Origin of the sequence: Acidithiobacillus ferrooxidans ATCC 23270, from assembly GCF_000021485.1 — a bacterium.
In the GTDB taxonomy this organism is placed as follows: Bacteria; Pseudomonadota; Gammaproteobacteria; order Acidithiobacillales; family Acidithiobacillaceae; genus Acidithiobacillus; species Acidithiobacillus ferrooxidans.
On record NC_011761.1, the window covers coordinates 1,346,882 to 1,364,455 of the forward strand.

The 17,574-nt window shown below is 57.2% G+C and carries 15 protein-coding genes and 1 tRNA gene; 10 read left to right on the forward strand and 6 right to left on the reverse strand.

Going from position 1 to position 17,574, the window contains the following annotated elements; all coding sequences use genetic code 11:
• Nucleotides 1-73: 73 nt before the first annotated feature.
• Nucleotides 74-148 (forward strand) — tRNA-Val (locus tag AFE_RS07275).
• Between the two features lie 19 nt (nt 149-167).
• Here the strand turns inward: AFE_RS07275 and AFE_RS07280 are convergent.
• The 3 genes from AFE_RS07280 to AFE_RS07290 form a co-directional block, all read right to left on the reverse strand.
• Nucleotides 168-1,163, reverse strand: coding sequence for a tyrosine-type recombinase/integrase (locus AFE_RS07280; protein ID WP_012607090.1), 996 nt, complete (start codon nt 1,161-1,163; stop codon nt 168-170).
• A 144-nt stretch (nt 1,164-1,307) separates the two neighbouring features.
• A complete protein-coding gene (locus tag AFE_RS16920) occupies nt 1,308-1,442 on the reverse strand; it encodes a hypothetical protein (protein ID WP_257248164.1) in 135 nt (44 codons plus the stop codon).
• A gap of 319 nt (nt 1,443-1,761) precedes the next feature.
• Complete coding sequence (locus AFE_RS07290; RefSeq protein WP_009564935.1) at nt 1,762-1,995, reverse strand: hypothetical protein; 234 nt, start codon at nt 1,993-1,995, stop codon at nt 1,762-1,764.
• Between the two features lie 210 nt (nt 1,996-2,205).
• Between AFE_RS07290 and AFE_RS07295 the strand changes: the two genes are divergently transcribed.
• Together AFE_RS07295 and AFE_RS07300 are read left to right on the forward strand one after the other, a co-directional pair.
• Nucleotides 2,206-2,484 carry a hypothetical protein gene (locus tag AFE_RS07295; RefSeq protein WP_012607092.1) on the forward strand — a complete coding sequence of 93 codons (279 nt, stop codon included), beginning with the start codon at nt 2,206-2,208 and terminating at the stop codon, nt 2,482-2,484.
• 2 nt (nt 2,485-2,486) lie between these two features.
• The gene (locus AFE_RS07300; RefSeq protein WP_009569651.1) at nt 2,487-2,825 is read left to right on the forward strand and encodes a hypothetical protein; all 339 of its coding nucleotides are present in this window, start codon (nt 2,487-2,489) and stop codon (nt 2,823-2,825) included.
• Between the two features lie 131 nt (nt 2,826-2,956).
• Here AFE_RS07300 and AFE_RS07305 read toward each other — a convergent pair whose 3' ends face one another.
• The 3 genes from AFE_RS07305 to AFE_RS07315 are packed head-to-tail and all read right to left on the reverse strand — an operon-like array spanning nt 2,957 to nt 5,137.
• Nucleotides 2,957-3,811: a DUF3037 domain-containing protein gene (locus AFE_RS07305; protein WP_012607093.1), complete on the reverse strand. Its 855-nt coding sequence runs from the start codon at nt 3,809-3,811 to the stop codon at nt 2,957-2,959.
• Between the two features lies 1 nt (nt 3,812).
• The gene (locus tag AFE_RS07310) at nt 3,813-4,535 is read right to left on the reverse strand and encodes a protein kinase family protein (protein ID WP_012607094.1); all 723 of its coding nucleotides are present in this window, start codon (nt 4,533-4,535) and stop codon (nt 3,813-3,815) included.
• Nucleotides 4,532-5,137 carry a helix-turn-helix domain-containing protein gene (locus tag AFE_RS07315; RefSeq protein ID WP_041645813.1) on the reverse strand — a complete coding sequence of 202 codons (606 nt, stop codon included), beginning with the start codon at nt 5,135-5,137 and terminating at the stop codon, nt 4,532-4,534. Before AFE_RS07315 ends, AFE_RS07310 begins: the two co-directional genes overlap by 4 nt.
• Between AFE_RS07315 and AFE_RS17075 the strand changes: the two genes are divergently transcribed.
• From AFE_RS17075 to AFE_RS07345, 7 genes are all read left to right on the forward strand, one after another.
• The gene (locus AFE_RS17075; RefSeq protein ID WP_012607096.1) at nt 5,108-5,332 is read left to right on the forward strand and encodes a transcriptional regulator; all 225 of its coding nucleotides are present in this window, start codon (nt 5,108-5,110) and stop codon (nt 5,330-5,332) included. The two genes, AFE_RS07315 and AFE_RS17075, sit on opposite strands and share 30 nt — an antisense overlap.
• A 117-nt stretch (nt 5,333-5,449) precedes the next feature.
• Nucleotides 5,450-6,445: a YdaU family protein gene (locus tag AFE_RS07320; RefSeq protein ID WP_235826650.1), complete on the forward strand. Its 996-nt coding sequence runs from the start codon at nt 5,450-5,452 to the stop codon at nt 6,443-6,445.
• Between the two features lie 10 nt (nt 6,446-6,455).
• A complete protein-coding gene (locus tag AFE_RS07325; RefSeq protein WP_012607098.1) occupies nt 6,456-7,316 on the forward strand; it encodes an ATP-binding protein in 861 nt (286 codons plus the stop codon).
• Nucleotides 7,313-8,509, forward strand: coding sequence for a hypothetical protein (locus AFE_RS07330; protein ID WP_012607099.1), 1,197 nt, complete (start codon nt 7,313-7,315; stop codon nt 8,507-8,509). The genes AFE_RS07325 and AFE_RS07330 overlap by 4 nt, the downstream gene beginning before the upstream one ends.
• Complete coding sequence (locus tag AFE_RS07335; RefSeq protein WP_009566937.1) at nt 8,506-9,396, forward strand: DNA adenine methylase; 891 nt, start codon at nt 8,506-8,508, stop codon at nt 9,394-9,396. Before AFE_RS07330 ends, AFE_RS07335 begins: the two co-directional genes overlap by 4 nt.
• A gap of 62 nt (nt 9,397-9,458) precedes the next feature.
• Nucleotides 9,459-9,953 carry a single-stranded DNA-binding protein gene (gene ssb / locus AFE_RS07340; RefSeq protein ID WP_012607100.1) on the forward strand — a complete coding sequence of 165 codons (495 nt, stop codon included), beginning with the start codon at nt 9,459-9,461 and terminating at the stop codon, nt 9,951-9,953.
• A gap of 964 nt (nt 9,954-10,917) precedes the next feature.
• Complete coding sequence (locus AFE_RS07345) at nt 10,918-17,514, forward strand: DUF3320 domain-containing protein (protein WP_012607103.1); 6,597 nt, start codon at nt 10,918-10,920, stop codon at nt 17,512-17,514.
• Nucleotides 17,515-17,574 lie beyond the last annotated feature (60 nt).

The following is a 17,574-nucleotide window of genomic DNA, read 5'->3' on the forward strand; positions in this document are numbered from 1 at the left end:
AGGTGGGAAAATGGTTGACCCTGATGCCGTTGATTGGTATTTTGTTCCCTCTCCAGGTGAGCCTGCTCACCTTGGGCGGTTAGCTCAGCGGTAGAGCACTGCCTTCACACGGCAGGGGTCGCAGGTTCAAACCCTGCACCGCCCACCAAATAAATCAAGTAGTTATATCACCTACCCAAGGCCGGTTTTTTGTTGAGTGCATTGTTGAGTGCATTTTCCGAAAAAGCACGCTCCAAGGCGATGGATTGCGCGTCGGTTTGCAGGTGCGCGTAACGCTCTGTCATCTTAGTGGATGAGTGACCTAGGATACGGCTGATGGTGTACAGGTCTGCTCCTGATGCTAGCAGGATTGATGCGCAAGAGTGCCGTAGATCGTGAAAGTGCAAGTGCGGCAATCCGGCCTTCTCGCGGGCGCGACGAAATCCAGACTTAAGCCCTTCGGCGTTGATGGGGAGAGGGATGAATGGTAGCCAGAGGCGCATCGGTCCGATGATGGGTACGGTACGCGTTTTAAGCGTTTTAGTGTTCCCAGCGCGGATGGTGATCGTCGTTTCCCCTACGTCCTCGGCTTTGAGCTTCGTGATTTCGCCGCGACGGCAGCCGGTAAATAGAGCAATCCAAATCGCGGCAGCGACCGGATCGGATGCGTGGCTGGCGAGTTCGTTGACCTGCTCCAGCGTTAGGTAGATATGCCGCTCGTTGTGCTCCGGCAGGCGCTTGATCCTGGCACCGTAGTTCTCTGGGGTCAGTTCCTGTTCCCAGGCCAGCGTGAGGGCCTTCTTGAGCGCGCCCAGACTGCGGTTGATCGTCGCGGGCGCATAGGCTCCGGTCATGTCGCGGATAATCATCGCGGCGCATTTTGGGGCCTCTGAGGCGGTGTATTGGGCGAGCCAGGGGGTGATGCGGGCAGCATGGAATCGGGCGGTCTCCGGGCTACGCAGGTGCTCCAGATGCTTGAGGTACAAGGGCATGACAGCGGCAAGCGGTGGATCGCCGGCACGCTCCGGCAGGGGTCTTGCCGATGTCAGTTCGGCTCGAAGTCTGGCTTCGACTTGCTTGGCGTCACGCGCAGACGACCCGGCTGGCAGGATGCGATGTAGGCGTCTGCCGTCAACTTGAACTTGGACATTTCGACGATCTTTGTTGTCGATCCAGATGGACACTGCCTATTCCTTTTTGACCACTCAAGCACTTCTGCCAAATTGTACCTTTTACCACGCTTGCCTACCGGGATAAATGGCATTCCGTCATGCTCCATCCGGCGAATCGTGGACTCACTAGTCTGTAGTTTGGCGCAAAGCTGCTGTCTAGTTAGGTGCATTGATCATCCACCGTCTAGTCCATGCCGTAGCGTTATCCCATGCGTCGATCAGCGCTGGTATAGCATCTTCCAGGGAGTACCCGTAGGCGATGGTGGCACCGATGGTCGTCTCGAGATCCACGTAAACGCTCCTTACGGACGTTTCCCCATTGGGCTGAAGCCCGGTTATGGGCAGCCTGGTGCCATTAAGCCGGATGAGTGTGCTAAGGCGCGAGGCATCCTTCTTTGCTGCCGCGATCATGACGGAACCTCATCCCAGAGTTGAACAGAGCGCCGCCAAGAGGGGGTATCACCACGCGCAGCTATCCCGATGCGACCAGGCCTCTGGAACAGAAAGGATTCTCTGGGCGCGCACGGGAGTATCCGGCAAAGCAGCAACTCAGAACGGCTCCGTTGCTCCGCGTCCTTCCCTGTGGTTATGAACAGGAGGGTGCGCTCTATCACAGCACTACCTTCCGCACCGTGCCCGCGCGGGAGACCATGGCCATGAGGTCCACGATGGGTGTGGAGCGATCGAAGAGGAAGGTCAGCACGACGCCGTCGCGGTAGTTGACGGAAACCGTTGCGTGATTCTGAGAGGATCTGAGAGGGATTAGCTGCTGCGGGACAACTCCGTCCGCATTGGGGCGGACCCCCTGCTTGGTTAATTCATCATTGAGCATTGCTCTTTGCATGGCTGTTGACCTCCATGATGCCGCGCGGGTGGGCGGCTTCGATGAGTAAACTATAGCGGCGCTAAATTATAAAGTAAATAGCGCCGCTAATTTTTAGAACAAAATGTTTCTATGACAGTCATCGGTCGGTCTTATATCAAAACTCCCAGCTAGCGTGGCTATTGCAGTCGCCTCTGGATTGTATATACACTACCAACCGAAGGAGGGTGTATGTTCATTTCTGATGATGTTTTGAGGAAACTAAAAGAAAGGCATCATGTTGAGTCGCACGAAGTTTCGGAGTGCTTGAACAACAGAGAAGGTAAGCTGCTGAAAGATACGCGCCAGCAACACTGCACGGTGCCGGAAACTTACTGGTTCATCGCCCAAACAAAAAAGGCGAGGTGGCTGAAGGTCGTCTTGATGTTTGTGGATGGAGATCCCCATATCAAGAGCGCATTTGAGCCGAACGAGGAAGAATTTCGTATATACAGAAAATATGGAGAGTAGCAATGAGCAGCAGTGTGGACAACACAGAAGCTTGGGAGAATCGAGAGCTTGGTGCCGATGAGCAGTTCGTTACCGTGGCGGATGAAAGCGTAGAAACCGCCCTGGACGAAGCGTGCGGGACCAAGTTGATCTCTATTCGTATGTCCAAAGAGATGATTGATTGGCTAAAACTGATCGGTGAACGGAATGGTGGCCTGCGGTATCAGACCCTCATCAAAACCGTTTTGGCTCGCTTTATCGAGAGCGAGCAGAAGATTATATTGAACGAGATGTTGGCCGAAAAGCAGAAGGCGCTGGCTGCCGAAGATGCGCCGGAGCCGCAACGCAAGGTGGCTGGTTAAGTGGATCTCTGCAAGTGTCAGTAGGAGCTGCACAGGACCCCCAAACCCCATTGGCGGGGGGGGGCAGCTGCAGCTCTATTTCGCCGTGCGCCTGCTGGTCGGATAGATACTACCGACTGCGTGGATGGCGGCTAATTCCCTTCACCATCCGGGGAATGAAACAACGGTGTCCGGATTTTACCTGTAGCTCCTTCCATAGATGTGAGAAAGTTCTCTACATCCTCCGGAACATCCCATCGGACGACGTTTTCTGCATACCGGTCTAATAACGATACAATTGGCTTCATGTTTTTAATCTCTTCTCCTGATATAACTACATAGCTATTAACCGTTTCATTCCTTTCACGCGCAGCTACGTCAAAAATCAGCATTTTGCTCATTGCCTCTTGCCGCTTTTGAGAAAAGGTTCCAAGTCTGAGATCAACCGATTCGATCAGGTGAAGCTTCCCGTTCTTAAGAGCAAATTCAGCTTTTATGCCGAAGTCTTCAGCTACCGGAAAACGTGTAACAATCATGTGGTTATTAATATCTTTATCGTCATACCCTAGCCATCTATACGCTTTAAATGTTTCTTTAATGTCAGAAAATAGTCGATCAGTGACATTTCTTTTGGATTTCTTTCTTTCCGGGTTCACCAGAGATAAAAGAATATTTTCGACCATGCTCTCATATCCTTCTTCCCCTACATAAGAAAACATGCATGGGTCCGGAAAGCATTTGACCGCCCCAAACTTGGAGAGCACATTAAATATGTCTTCTCCCGTGCATCCCACCTGCTTCAAAAATGCCGGGATAGTAACGGAAAGGTCCTTGATTTCATTGATGTTTGCTGCAGGATGTACAGCCAATACCTTCCGGAGATTGTCCGCAATATGGACGCGCACATCTCCTGATGGCAGAAAGGATACGATGCCCACATTCACTTGTTCGTTCCGGAAAGGGTACGGCACGTAATATAGAACGGAGTAGTAAGCTAGCTGTCCCATGTTAAGGCACCTGATGGATGCGAGCCGCTCTGGCTTGGTCCCACGATTGTATCACTTGATTGATCCAAGCGGGATCCTGGTTGGGTATCCATTCTATCGGAGCGGCGTCTAACCATATTCTCACAGTCGCTCCCGGAATAGCGGCGATGTCCAAGTTTGTCTGGAGCGCGGAGTTCGAATCCCAATCGCCGCGTTGCTTGAGCGCATTTATCGTTGAAAGACTGTTGTTCGGGGTTTGCCACGGCCAGCCCGCAAACGTGGCAGGGTCGCATGCATGGGACCAGTCAAATGCCAATGCAACCATATGATTGCTCGGAAGCTGACGGACAAGGATATTGTTGATATGACGATCAATGTTGGGGAGGAAATAGTCCAGAGAGAGCATTCGGGAGAGGGGCGAAGCGAGGCTTCTGAGTATGCTATAAATAAATACCGGGTTGGGACTGAGGTACCCAAGAAGGTTGGTGTCTTGATCGATCCGGGAACCGAAGGCTAGTGTCCCATTGGGACGCTCTATCACATCCCAGCCGGGGGTCGGGATCCGGACGGTGGAGCACAAATGGTAGCAAAACCATTCGGTGATTGGGAGAAGTGCGCCATCATCAATGGTTTTGATCGCGTATTGTTCTCCGTTCAATGCGAATCCGGTCAGCCTAAGAGTGGCCGTACCGGAAAATCTCTGCTCCCTTACAATTTTGATTGGGAATATGCCTATCTGATTCATTTCAGGTCCTTACTGATCCTGCTTACCGCTCCCAGAAGAAACTGGATATCTTCGTCGGTCAGGGATTTCTCAGAAGATCTCTGTAGGATGATCTCGACCAGCGCTCTTGCAGCGGGGGGAGACTGAACCCAGATATTTTCTAGGCCCGGAGGAGCCCGGAAGGAACCTTCCCCAGTGCTGCCTGGCTGCTCCTCTGAGTGGTCCTGGTCCATCCGGGCAGACGGAAGGTTTTTCCTTGTCAGGCGAGGGCTAATCTCACTAGTGGAAACGCCAAGCACGTCGGAATAGACCAGAACAGCTTTCCAGGTTAGCGCCGTTACTCCAGACAGGTGCTGCGATACAACGGCTTTCGTGACCCCCATTTTGTTCGCCACCGCCTCCTGGGTGAGCCCTTTTGGTCTTCTCCCCCATAGAGCTTTTAGGCGTGCAGCATCCGCTAGCTCGTCAGGCGTTCTTTCATCTTTCCCGCGTCGCCGCTTCGGTTTTTCCATGACCTGAGTATCGGTGATGACGGGGCAACGTTCGACTAGCGGCGCTTGCCTATTATAAATAGCGGCGCTATTCTTATTCCCATGGATATCAGTTCTTACTGCCAGACTCATTCACAAACCCTCCTTGCGAGAAAGCTAGGGGTGACGCCGGGGCTTGTTTCTCAATGGATAACAGGTCGAACTGTTATTACGGCTGAACGAGCCGCCCAAATCGAGCTCTCCACTAATGGCGCCGTCACCCGTGCCGAACTCCGGCCCGACATCTTCGGCCCCTTGGATGAGATCAGAGACCGGGGAGCCACATGAGACACCATTCGACTACTACGACTTCTATGCCAGGAAACGGGGGCACCCGGATTGCGTTTTCAGCCGCGCGATCATTCCTGGCGCCCATTCGCAGGGCTGAGAAGGCTGGAAGAGACCATGCCAATTGACGCACAAGAACTGGATTGTTCAGCACTTTCGTCCCCACCTGTACCGGCAGACATTGATCTGCGTTCCTATTGCTGGATGAAGCTGGACCTGAGCCGACTCCATTCCAGCGACTTCATCCACCTGGCCAGCAATGAGGAGTTCGGTGCAGCGGTAAAGCTATGGACCGAATCCATGCGGCAGGTGCCTGCTGGCAGTCTTCCCAACGATGACAAGATCCTGGCGTGCCTCGCTGGGTATCGAGGTTCTCCCCGACGGTGGATGAAAGTCAAGACTATTGCACTGCATGGCTTCTCCCTTTGCTCCGATGGCCGCCTGTACCATCCCGTGCTTTCGGAAATGGTACTGGATGCCTGGGGCAACAAGACCCAACAGCCGACATCAAGCCCCTCGGACCCGCGCGCCAAGGATCGCGAGCGCCTTCGTCGCTGGCGGGCGGCACAAAGGGCCAGGCAGGAAAACGCTCAGTCTAACAGAACAGAGGAAGCGCACTCTACCCAAGCCGATGAAACGATTGAAACGTTTCAAGGCCGTTTCACTGAAACGTTTCCTGAAACGGCTGAAACGTTTCATAGAAAAGAAGAAGAGGGAGAAAAGAGAGAGAGAAGAAACGTGGATAACGTTTCCGAAACGGCGGGTGAAACGTTTCAGGAAACGCCGCTCACAGAGCCCTCTCCACTGCCGACTGCAACCCGCGAAGGCACGTTGTGCAAGAAACTACGGGGGCTTGGCGTCCGTGCGGCCCCTCACATGGTCGTTGTGCAGGAGATGTGCGCCCGTCATTCCGATGAGCACATCCTGGCGGCGGCGGAGATCGCCCTGGAGAAAAAAGGCAGCGGCATCCACGTCGGCTACATCGCCGCGATGCTGAAAGACGCGGAGAAATCTTCAGGGAAAGGAGGAAAGAACCAGCCGGCAGCGGGGCCGCCCAACCGCTCTCTCCTGCCGCCCGTCGCCGTTGCCGAATCTCATTTCATTGCCCTGTAGGAGAGCTGCCATGGCAATACCGAAGAAGTCCGATATCCACCATCAGCCATCCGTCCATGCGGGCGATGCTGCCAGGGATCTCCTTGCCAAATGGGGATTCGACCCTGCCAATGAGGCGATCCTGCCCGACCGTCATCCCCAGTACCGCGAGTGCGCGCGCCACGGCCGCTATCCGATCTCCATGGTGGATGAGCGGGACGTCATCCGCTACCTGTCCCCTGTTTGTCCGGTGTGCGCGGCGGAGCATGCCTCCCGTCGGCTCATGGAGAGCGCGGCCATCCCCAGTCGCTACATCGACTGCGGCTTCCACAACTATGTGGTCGAGGTCCCGGGTCAGCAGACGGCCCTCGACGTCTGCCGGGACTACGCAGATCATTTCGAAGAGCGCGCCCAAAAGGGATCCTGCCTCATCCTCTGCGGGAATCCCGGCACGGGCAAGAACCACCTGGCGTCTGCCATCGCCCACGTGGTGCTGGCCAAAGGGCACAGCGTGCTCCAGGTCACGGCCTACGACATCATTGCCCGGATCCGCCAGACCTGGCAGCGGGGAATCGGCAACAGCACGGAGCTGGAGGTCATCCGCGGGTTTGCGGAAGTGGGCCTGCTCATCATCGACGAGGTCGGGAAAACCTTCGGCAGCGATGGAGAGCGGGTGCATCTCTTCGAGGTGATCGATCACCGGTACCGCGACCTGAAACCGACCCTCATCCTGTCCAACGAGAATATGGAGGGCGTGGAGAAATACCTGGGTCCGGCCGCCTTCGACCGGCTGTGCCAAAATGGCGGCCTGCTACTCTTTGACTGGCAGAGCCATCGCCGGGGGAGGGGGTGCACATCCGACACGGCTCTCTGTCTGCGGGGTGAATCATGAACAGAAATCATGAGCAGCAACTGCTGATAGAGCCCCTCTCAGAAGGCCACCCGATGCTGAACACGCATCCTGTCCGCTCCGCTTGCGCCCGAAGCGCGACCAGGAACATGGCATCCTACCTGATCGACCTCGGCCCATTCTTTTCAGAGCCAAAGCAGTTCCTGGAGGGCCTGCGCGCGAGTGACTTTGCGCCGAAGGGATACGACTGCAGCGCACAGGTGGCCATCCGCCTCATGCGCTGGTCGCAAAGCATCCAGTTGACCCCCCGCCAAAATCACGTGATGAACGAGATCATCTCTGAGGCCATTCGGCGCGGAGCCGCGATCATCGAATCCAAAATCAGGACGGCTGAATGGTCTATACCAGATCATCGCGACGATCATCACGATCTTGCCGTCACGGCGGCCACCAAGGCATTGCAACACTTTACGGAGAAACACGACCTGGCGACGGTGCCGCACCCCAATATTGCGACATTCGTTGATGTGCATACCCGGTTTGCTTCCCGTGATGCCATGGAAGATTTCATGTATCGAAAACGGCTCGATGCGGAATCCGTGTTGCCCCACGAGCCGACGTTCTCGAAAGCATCGCTGGAAAGAGTCATCCGGCAGAGGCGGTCGGAACTCAAGCATCTCTCCGGAGAAAAACGGCAGAAGAAGATGCGGGAGTTGGAAAGAATGGAAGCCACGCTTCATGGAGCGAGAACAGAGGTTCGCCTGGAATATGCGCTGGAAGAAAGGGGAGACCATGAGGCACGAGGCAGTAGCGAGCGACTTTCGCTGGAGGACCAGGTGTCCATCGCAGTTGGGGGTATCGACCTGGAAGAGGAAGATGACAGTTATGAGATGCCCGCCGACCAGCGGGAGTTTCTGGACCTTCTGATTCAGGTGGGCAAGCAGCAAATCGCTGCAAGGCAGCTCATCCCTTACCTGGCCGAGGCCAGGGAATACCGTGCCATTCTCGGTCTTCTTCAGGTGCTGAAGAACACCGATGAAATCGGCCTTGAAGCAGGTTCGCTGCGTGAACTGCTGGGCCATCAAAACCTGGCCGATATTCGAAAGAAGGTCCTGCGCATTGGCCGGGCCGACAGCCGTGAAGTGGTCTCCCTTTTCGAGTCGTGCAAGGCATACCTTCGTGGAGAGAATGGTGAACGTGAGGTGTTGGCTGCACTGCAGGTCGCTTCCATATGAGCGTACATCCGCCATTCCCCTGGCTGGGCGGCAAGGGGAAACTGGCTGACCAGATTCTTGCCCGGCTTCCCGGGCCGTCGCGAGAGCTGACCTATGTGGAACCGTTCTTTGGCGGCGGAGCGGTATTCTTTGCCCGTCGTCCCTCGGGCATCGAGGTGATCAATGACGCCAATGGCGAGATCGTGACCTTCTTCCGTGTGCTCCGTGACCGCACGGACGAACTGATCCGGTATTTGCAGAACACCCCCTATTCGCGCCAACTGTTTTACGAGTGGCGGGCCATTCCGGACCCGGCAAGCCTGCCAGACCTCGAACGCGCCGCCCGGTTTTTCTATATCGCCAGATCCGCGTTCGCCGCCGAGTCCACCCGCAAAAACCCGGCGTGGGCCTTTGCCAAGGTTTTTGACAATAAGGCTCGGTCCATGGCGACGGTTATTGATTCGGAATTGCAACTGGTTCGTGATCGACTGCGGTACGCGCTGATTGAGAATGATGATGCCATTGCGGTGGTCCGGAGATTCGACAGCCCATCCGCCGTCATCTACTGTGATCCGCCTTATCTCCAGGCTACCCGTAGAGACGGGCAGTATGCCGATGAGATGACTGACCAGGACCATGAGAGCCTGCTTCGGGTGCTCTGTGCCTGTGACGCCTATGTCGCGATTTCCGGCTATCCCAGTGATTTATATTCGGATCATTTGGAGTCCGGGCAAGGATGGTCCTATGTGGATTTTGCCCACTCTTGTCACGCGAACCGGTCAGGGCAAGCTGGAGAAGATATTGATCGAGATCGGACAGAAAGGATCTGGATGAATCCGCGCCTTACGCAGTGGTATGAGCGGCATGCTCCGCGCCAGTGCTCCCTGTTGGATCTGTATGCAGTGTGACGCACTCCTGATCTATACCGAACCGAAAAAAGAACGGTTCGTCATCTCTCAAGGAGAAAGTCATGGCAGGAGTGAATAAAGTGATCTTGTTGGGCCATCTGGGGCGAGACCCGGAGATGCGGTACATGCCAGACGGGACGGCGGTCGCCAATATGACCATCGCCACGTCGGAGTCCTACAAGGATCGGGACGGCAACCGCCAGGAGCGTACCGAGTGGCACCGCGTTGCACTCTTCGCGAGGACGGCAGAAGTCGCTGGAGAATATCTTCGGAAGGGAAGCCAGGCGTATATCGAGGGACGTATCCGCACCAGAAAATGGACCGATAAGGACGGTCAGGAGCGGTATTCCACGGAGATCGTGGGCGACCAGCTCCAGTTGATTGGTGGGCGCCGCGATACGCCAGAGAGTGGCAGTCCCGCACCACAGCATGGTGGTGGGGGTGGCGGGGACATGGGGGCTGCACCGATGGAGGAATTTGACGACGATATTCCCTTCATCACCAAGGCGGAAACCATCTGTCAACCACGCTGGCGGCTTCCGCGAGTGCGGTTCTGAGGGGGGCGGCACTTGCTCAGACTCTGCCATTCAGGTGGTCCCGCCTGCGCCAACCCCTGACCTGTCGGTCTTCAAGGAAGAACATTTCCATAGAGCCGATTCTTGCCCAGCACGGCGTAGGTATTACCGCTCGGATCTACCCTGAATTCCCCGCAGTGCCAGTACCGGTGGAGCAGACCATCAAGGCGCTGCGCCCGGAGGGGTGGAAGTTCGCCAGGATGGCGCTAGTCGCATTTTATATCTGCTGGAGAATCCCATACCGGCCCACTCACTCTGACGGCGGCCGGCGAGATGTTTGATAAAGGTAGTACCAACAACAACTAACCAGGGGGCGCAATTTGAATCACTCGCACCCGCGATCGCCCCGGCACAACCCCTATATCTTGCGTTGGCTACGCGGGATTGTGGCTGGGTTTTATGGTGGTCGTGCTGGTGGTGGGGGCATGGCTCGCCTGGTCCGACTGGCAGTAAATTACTTCATAAGTGCGAGTCCTATGGCCAGATTTGCGCAGCACTGAAGGCACGGAGAAAGGCAGGGGCGCTGTTGCGAGGCAGGGTCTAAAAAAACTTGCGGAAATGAATTTCCACAAGCAGTCTGTTTGTTGACAACCAGTAGGCTCAACGGCGGCAGTGCAGCGGGAGTGGCCATTCCCCTTCAAGCTGCGAACGAGTAGTATCGGCCACATGCAGTCCTTCATGGGACCAGAAAAAGGCGACGTTGGCCGGCTGGTGTACCTCCGAAAGCCGTCAACCGCACGGTAGAAATGTTCGGAAAGCACGGTCACTTGTTCCGTGTAGCTTTTGCGGCTGGCAACAGATCAACTTCCTGCCATTGACCCGGAATGTACGTGTGACACTATGCGTCTCTTCGACGTCAACGCCGTTGGGCGTCAGCATTTTTCCAGAATGAGCCATGGCAGATATTTAAAAATGGCCGAATTCTGGTTCTGCTAGGGACAGGGAAATGAATGATACTGAACTGCTTGATGAATCAGAGTCCAAGAAACCGCATCTGACCATAGCCGTCGCATTGGGTGCGAAGCTCAATCTTGCCGATTTTCAAAATGCTGTCCCGATGCTCAGGGAGCTAAGCATTAACAATGATTCTGTTGAGGACGAGAGAGAACTCGACCTCAGTATCGTATCGGCTCCCACATTCCTGAAAACCAAGCAATGGCATATCGATGCCGTAAGTGCCGGCCAACGTTGTCACATCACCGATTTGGATGTGCAACTCGATGGCGCTCTGCTGTCTCGCCTCACAGAAGCCGAGACGGCGACGGTTTCGTTCGTCTTGCGCCGCCGTAGCGAAGCCCGCGAAGAATTGGCCCGGCTTGAACAGACCGTGGAACTCCTGCCACGGAACCAATGGGGCGGTTTATCGCACCTGCCAGATATGGTTGCCGCTTTCGTTCAGCCAAACGAGCCCGCAGTCGAACGTGTGCTCAAGCAAACAGCCGATGTCCTGCGCAAGAACGGCAAGAACCCGGCTCTGGACGGCTATAAAGGCGGTTCGAAGCGTGCCTGGGAACTAACTTCAGGCATCTGGAGCGCAGTGGCGGCAATGGGGCTGGATTATGCGCTGCCACCTGCCAGCTTTGAGCATATCGGCCAGAAAGTGCGTGGACCGGGCCAGATTTCCGAGTCAGGTTTGGCCACCTGCCTCGATCTCGCGTTGTTCTTCTGTTCGGCTATCGAGCAGGCCGGTTTGAACCCGTTGCTGGTCTTTACACGGGGTCATGTCTTTGCAGGCGTGTGGCTCAAGAACGAAGAGTTTTCGACCTCCGTGGTCGATGACATAACGGCCTTGCGCAAACGGATCAAGCTCAAGGAATTGGTGCTATTCGAAACCACGGTTGCAACACACCGACCAGCGCCGACTTTCTCCTATGCGGTGCAACTCGGGGCGCAGCATGTGGCCGGGGACGAAGAAGAGGCCTTTGAGCTTGCCGTGGACATACGTCGGACGCGGCTACAGCGGATCAAGCCGCTGGCCAGCGCCGAGGCGCACGCGGTAGTGGCTCCTATCGAGACCGCACCGGTTATCGAGCCTGTTTTCGATGAGGCGCCCGATCTGCCGGAAGATGAAACTGTTATCGAACCGGACCCGGCAACGCTGAATCCCAAGGATCGCCTAGCACGCTGGCAACGTAAGTTGTTGGACCTGTCCCTACGCAACAACCTACTGAATTTTCGTGGCAGCAAGAAGGCGATCAAGCTGGAGGCACCCGATCCTGGCGCCTTGGAAGATTTGCTATCGGATGGCCAACCCGTGCGTCTGCTCGCTAGGCCCAGCCTCATGGATGGCACCGATCCACGGAATCAGGCGATCCATGAAGGTCGTGAGCGGGAGAATGTGCGACGGGAACATGCTCGCGATGCTCTGCAACGCCGCGAGGTGTTCGTGGACCTGCCGCAGGAAGAACTGGATACTCGATTCGTGGAATTGTTTCGCTCGGCCCGCTCCACTTTGCAGGAGGGTGGCGCGAACACCCTGTTTCTCGCCATCGGTTTTCTGTCCTGGACTCGCGAAGACAAGGCCAGCCAGCGTTATCGCGCACCGCTGATACTTGTCCCTGTGAACTTGAGCCGCAAGAATATGCGTTCGGGCTTCACCTTAACCCTTCACGACGACGAGCCCCGCTTCAATCCGACGTTGATCGAAATGCTGCGCCAGGACTTCAAACTGAACCTGGGCGTGGCCGACGGCGAACTGCCCAGGGACGGTGCCGGCCTGGATGTGGCGGGCATCTGGAAGTCGGTTGCCCACGCAATCAAGGACATCAAGGGATGGGAGGTAACGGAAGAAGTCGTGCTGGCGATGTTCTCCTTCGCCAAGTATCTGATGTGGAAGGATCTGACCGAGCGTACCGAGCAGCTACGCGAAAACCCGGTCGTTCGGCACCTGATCGATACGCCGCGCGAGTGTTACCCCCCAGGGATCGATTTTCCGAATCCGAGAAAGCTCGACATCGAATTACCGCCCGAGCGAACCTTTTGCCCCTTGCCCGCCGATTCCTCGCAACTTTCCGCCGTCATGGCGGCTGCGCGCGGCAAGGACTTCGTCTTGGTCGGGCCACCCGGTACGGGCAAGAGCCAGACCATCTCCAACCTGATCGCCCAATGTCTGGCGGAAGACAAGCGGGTATTGTTCGTTTCGGAGAAGATCGCGGCCCTTGATGTCGTCCACCGGCGACTACGTGAGGTTGGTCTTGGCGAGTTCTGCCTGGAGCTTCACTCCAACAAGGCCAGGAAACTCGATGTGCTGGTCCAGTTCCAGAAGACCTGGGAGGCAAAGGGGACAGTCGACCCGAAAGTCTGGCAGGCAGAGGCACTGCGTTTGCGAAACCTGCGCGATCAGCTCAACGGCTATGTCGAACGACTGCACCATCGGCATGCTAACGGTATGACCATTTACGAGGCGATCGGCCGGGTTGTCGATGGCGCGGATGTTCCAGACCTTGGGCTGTCCTGGAACGCGCCCCAAGACCACGACTTCACTGCCATAGAGGCCCTCAGGGAAGTGGTAGACCGCCTGGAAGTCAACGCCCGAGCCGTGGGACGGAATGCTCTGCTCACCCACCCGCTCGCAGCCATTGGCCACGACGACTGGTCTCCGAGTTGGCAGCACGGGCTGATCGACGCTGCACGTAGCGTGATTTCTGCTGCGCAAGCGGTGGCACAAGCTTATGAAAGCTTCTCCCAGGCAGTCGGATTGCCATGGCTACCTCTAAACCGGCGTGTCCGGGGCCCGTTGGCCATCCTTGCCCGAACCTTGCCCCAGGCTGCCGGGCGGGATTGGCGATTCGTCTTGCGGCCTGAGACGAAAACGCTGGCCGACAGGTTGCAAGAAGCTATCGCGTTGCTGGCCGAGCACCAGGAACATAGTGCGGCGCTCTCGCCAACGTGGCCGGATTCGGTGGTCGGTGCCTGCAAGCATGGATTGCAGTTATTGCAGAGTCGACGGGAAACCCATGCCCAGCTTGGCCTGCCCTGGGCCATTGCGACAGTCCAGGAACTCAAGAAGGGATTGGGGTTGCTGGAAAATATCGACCAAGAGGTGAAACAACTTTCCGTCCAGTACGGAGAGCAGGTAGAGCAATTGAACGTCACCCAACTCCTGCGCGAGTGGGCCAAGGCCGAGAAATCCATATGGCCGATATCCCGGTTAGCGAAACGCAAGATCCGCAAGGTCTTCGACGCCATGTTAATGGGCGAGGGCGAACCGGATGTCGCCAAGGACCTCCGCACCTTAGTCAAGATTCGCGCCTTGCGTTCGGAAGCGATGGCGCTCGACCTGGATACCGATGGTCTATGGGTCGGCCTGAAAACCAAGCCCGGCCTGGCGTATTGCGCCCTGCGCTTTCAGGCCGCGCTGAGCGCCGCTAGAAGCGAACAAAGCTGGGAAGACACGGGTTTTGAGCCGATTGCCGATGGCCATTGCGGCGAGCGCCTTGCCCAGGAGTTGGCCCGCATGCGGACTTTGTGCGCCTTGGATAGCCAGTTGGCGGCGCTGGAATACCTGCCCTCAGCCACCGAATCTCTGTGGGCGGGGCTGGCGACGCGAAGCGAAATATTGGCGGCCGCGCTGCGCTTCCAGGAGGCCACGTCAGCCATACGGGAATCCGGCGCCTTGACCGGCGACCTCGATGCCGTGGCGTCAGGAGGCTGCGGCACCGCACTATCGGCGGACTATCGGCATCTGCGCGAGCGGGCCGTGGTCGAACAACGACTCGCCGCCTACGACGATCTGATAGACGTCACGGCTGGTCTTTGGAATGGACTGAAGACCCGCGTCGGCGAGGTGGAGAAGGCGTTGAAGTTCCAGTCCTCCATCTCGGTGGTCATCGCGAATCTCGCCACTACGCCGGAGGACATCGAGTCCATCAAGACTGCACTGGAACGGCTCATCGGCGCAGGCAACGCGCTACTGGAACCAAACGGTCCTATCGCGAGAGTCGGCGAAGCCTACCTCCATGCCTGGGGTAGCCTGCGACCGGCAATCGACCGTCTGGCTGCTGTGGGTGGTTTCTCGAATGCGGCCAAGAACGAATTCGGCGAACAGACCCTTGACGACCTTATTCAGCGCTGCGATGCAATCCTTCAAGCTGATAGCCGGCTGCATGCCTGGTGCGCTTGGCGCAAGGTCAGCGGCCAGGGCATGGCACTGGGCCTGGCGCCATTGGTTACCGGCATTGAGAACGGTGCGGTGGCCGATGGCCAGGTACGCCGTGCGTTCGAAACGGACTACAGCCGCTGGTGGCTCAACGCCGTGGTGGATGAAGAACCGGTGATCCGTTCATTTGTCTCGGCGGAGCACGAAAAGCGCATCGACGATTTCCGGGCGCTGGACGAGCGATTCACCGCGCTGACCCGCGACTGGATCCGGGCGCGACTCTGTGCTGGAATGCCGAGCCAAGACGATGTCACGCGAAACTCTGAGTGGGGCATCCTGCGTCACGAGATGAACAAGAAGAAGCGCCACATGCCGTTGCGCGAGCTGATGACCAGCATCCCGACGGTGCTGACCAAGCTGATGCCCTGCCTGCTCATGAGTCCTTTGTCGATCGCCCAATACCTGGCCGCCAACGCCACCAGCTTCGACGTGGTGGTCTTTGACGAGGCCTCCCAGATACCGGTCTGGGATGCGGTCGGCGCCATCGCGCGAGGCAAACAAGTGGTCATGGTGGGCGACCCCAAGCAACTGCCGCCGACCAATTTCTTCGACCGGAGCGAATCGGATCTGGACGACGAAGACGTGGAAGGCGACCTGGAAAGCATCCTGGACGAATGCCTGGGCGCCAGCCTGCCCATGATGAACTTGGCGTGGCACTACCGCAGCCGCAACGAAAGCCTGATCGCCTTCTCCAACCACCGCTATTACGGCGGCTCGCTGGTCACCTTCCCATCGCCCGTCACCGAAGACCGGGCAGTGAGCTTCCACCCCGTCAAAGGCGTTTATGAAAAAGGCGGGGCTCGAATCAACAAGCCCGAAGCCATGGCCCTAGTCACCGATCTGGTTGGGCGCCTCAAATCGCCCGGATTCCGCGAATCAAAGCTGACCATCGGCGTGGTCACCTTCAACACCGAACAACAGGGCCTCATCGAAGACCTGCTGGACGAAGAGCGGCGCAAAGACCCCGCTATCGAGCCTTGGTTCTCCGATATTGAGCTGGAGCCGGTATTCGTCAAAAACCTGGAAAGTGTCCAAGGCGACGAGCGCGACATCATGTATTTCTCGATTACCTACGGCCCGGACCTTCACGGCGCGGTATCGATGAACTTCGGCCCCATGAACCGGGCCGGCGGAGAACGGCGCCTGAACGTTGCGATCACCCGCGCCCGCCACGAACTGCGTGTGTTTTCCAGCCTCAAGGCCGAGCAGATGGACCTGGCACGTACCCAGGCTATGGGCGTGCGCGACCTGAAGCTATTCCTCGAATTCGCTGAACGTGGCACGCGTGCCCTGGCAGAGAGCACCGAAGGCAGTCGAGGCAATTTCGAAAGCCCGTTCGAGGAGGCGGTTGCCGCCGCACTCGCCAGGAAAGGTTGGGAACTGCACACCCAGATCGGTGCCTCGACCTTCCGCATCGACCTGGCCGTCGTCCACCCCGACGCCAAAGGCGTCTACCTGAGCGGTATTGAATGCGACGGCGCCACGTACCACCGCTCGGCCACCGCCCGCGACCGCGACAAACTTCGGGAACAGGTACTGCGCGGTCTAGGCTGGGATATCTTGCGAGTCTGGTCGACCGACTGGTGGATCGATGCCGCCGGCACCTTGGACAAACTGGATGCCAAACTGCGTGTGTTGCTCGAAATAAGCCGGGTGAAGCGCGCGGAAGCGGCGGAGAAAGAGGCAGCTCGTCTGGCGGCGGAAGAAGCTGTCGTCAAAGCCAAGGCGAAAGACGTGACGGCGCTAAAGGGCGAAGACGGGCGCGACCACGCCGCCATCCTCCCCTCGGGCTGGCAACAATTCGACAAGGGTCAGCCCCTGGAAACTGCTGATGTCTACGCCAGGAACGTATCCGAAACGCCGCCCGCGTCTGCCACATACTTCGCCGAAACCGATCCCCTGTCCGTGGTCGATGGTGTCGACGTCGATGCTTTTTTTAATACCGCCTACGACCCGATCCTGGCTAGCATGATCGCCCACGTGGTCGAGATCGAAGGCCCGGTTCTGGACGCAGTTCTGGCGCGGCGCATCGCCAGGGCCCATGGCTGGCAACGTACCGGCTCGCGCATACGGGAGCGGGTCGAAGCTCTTGCAGCAAAGCAGTTCAACATAACTGAGGAAGATGTCGGGACGTTCTACTGGCCGGCGGGGCAAAACCCGGATGGACCTATCGTATTCCGGCGAGCTGTTGGGGATACGGCCAGGATGGTTGATGAAATCTGTATGGAGGAACTGGCTGCGCTGGCGAAGACGGTAATTGCAGCCGGTTTAACGGGAGAAAGTGCCATCACCTCGATGGCACGGGCAGTCGGGCTACATCAGATAAGGGCCGTCAGCCGTAGTCGGCTTAATAAGGTAATGCAGATGGTTATGCGGGTGTCCTGATGACCGGCTTCGCAACTAAACTCCGCGTTGATTCGGTCGTCAATGGGCGCGCTTTACTTG

Excerpts from the sequence above, each read along its gene's own strand:
- AFE_RS07290 (WP_009564935.1), bottom strand. The coding sequence starts at position 1,995 with ATGCAAAGAGCAATGCTCAATGATGAATTAACCAAGCAGGGGGTCCGC.
- AFE_RS07295 (WP_012607092.1), top strand. The coding sequence starts at position 2,206 with ATGTTCATTTCTGATGATGTTTTGAGGAAACTAAAAGAAAGGCATCAT.
- AFE_RS07300 (WP_009569651.1), top strand. The coding sequence starts at position 2,487 with ATGAGCAGCAGTGTGGACAACACAGAAGCTTGGGAGAATCGAGAGCTT.
- AFE_RS07305 (WP_012607093.1), bottom strand. The coding sequence starts at position 3,811 with ATGGGACAGCTAGCTTACTACTCCGTTCTATATTACGTGCCGTACCCT.
- AFE_RS07310 (WP_012607094.1), bottom strand. The coding sequence starts at position 4,535 with ATGAATCAGATAGGCATATTCCCAATCAAAATTGTAAGGGAGCAGAGA.
- AFE_RS17075 (WP_012607096.1), top strand. The coding sequence starts at position 5,108 with ATGGATATCAGTTCTTACTGCCAGACTCATTCACAAACCCTCCTTGCG.
- AFE_RS07315 (WP_041645813.1), bottom strand. The coding sequence starts at position 5,137 with ATGAGTCTGGCAGTAAGAACTGATATCCATGGGAATAAGAATAGCGCC.
- AFE_RS07320 (WP_235826650.1), top strand. The coding sequence starts at position 5,450 with ATGCCAATTGACGCACAAGAACTGGATTGTTCAGCACTTTCGTCCCCA.
- AFE_RS07325 (WP_012607098.1), top strand. The coding sequence starts at position 6,456 with ATGGCAATACCGAAGAAGTCCGATATCCACCATCAGCCATCCGTCCAT.
- AFE_RS07330 (WP_012607099.1), top strand. The coding sequence starts at position 7,313 with ATGAACAGAAATCATGAGCAGCAACTGCTGATAGAGCCCCTCTCAGAA.
- AFE_RS07335 (WP_009566937.1), top strand. The coding sequence starts at position 8,506 with ATGAGCGTACATCCGCCATTCCCCTGGCTGGGCGGCAAGGGGAAACTG.
- ssb (WP_012607100.1), top strand. The coding sequence starts at position 9,459 with ATGGCAGGAGTGAATAAAGTGATCTTGTTGGGCCATCTGGGGCGAGAC.
- AFE_RS07345 (WP_012607103.1), top strand. The coding sequence starts at position 10,918 with ATGAATGATACTGAACTGCTTGATGAATCAGAGTCCAAGAAACCGCAT.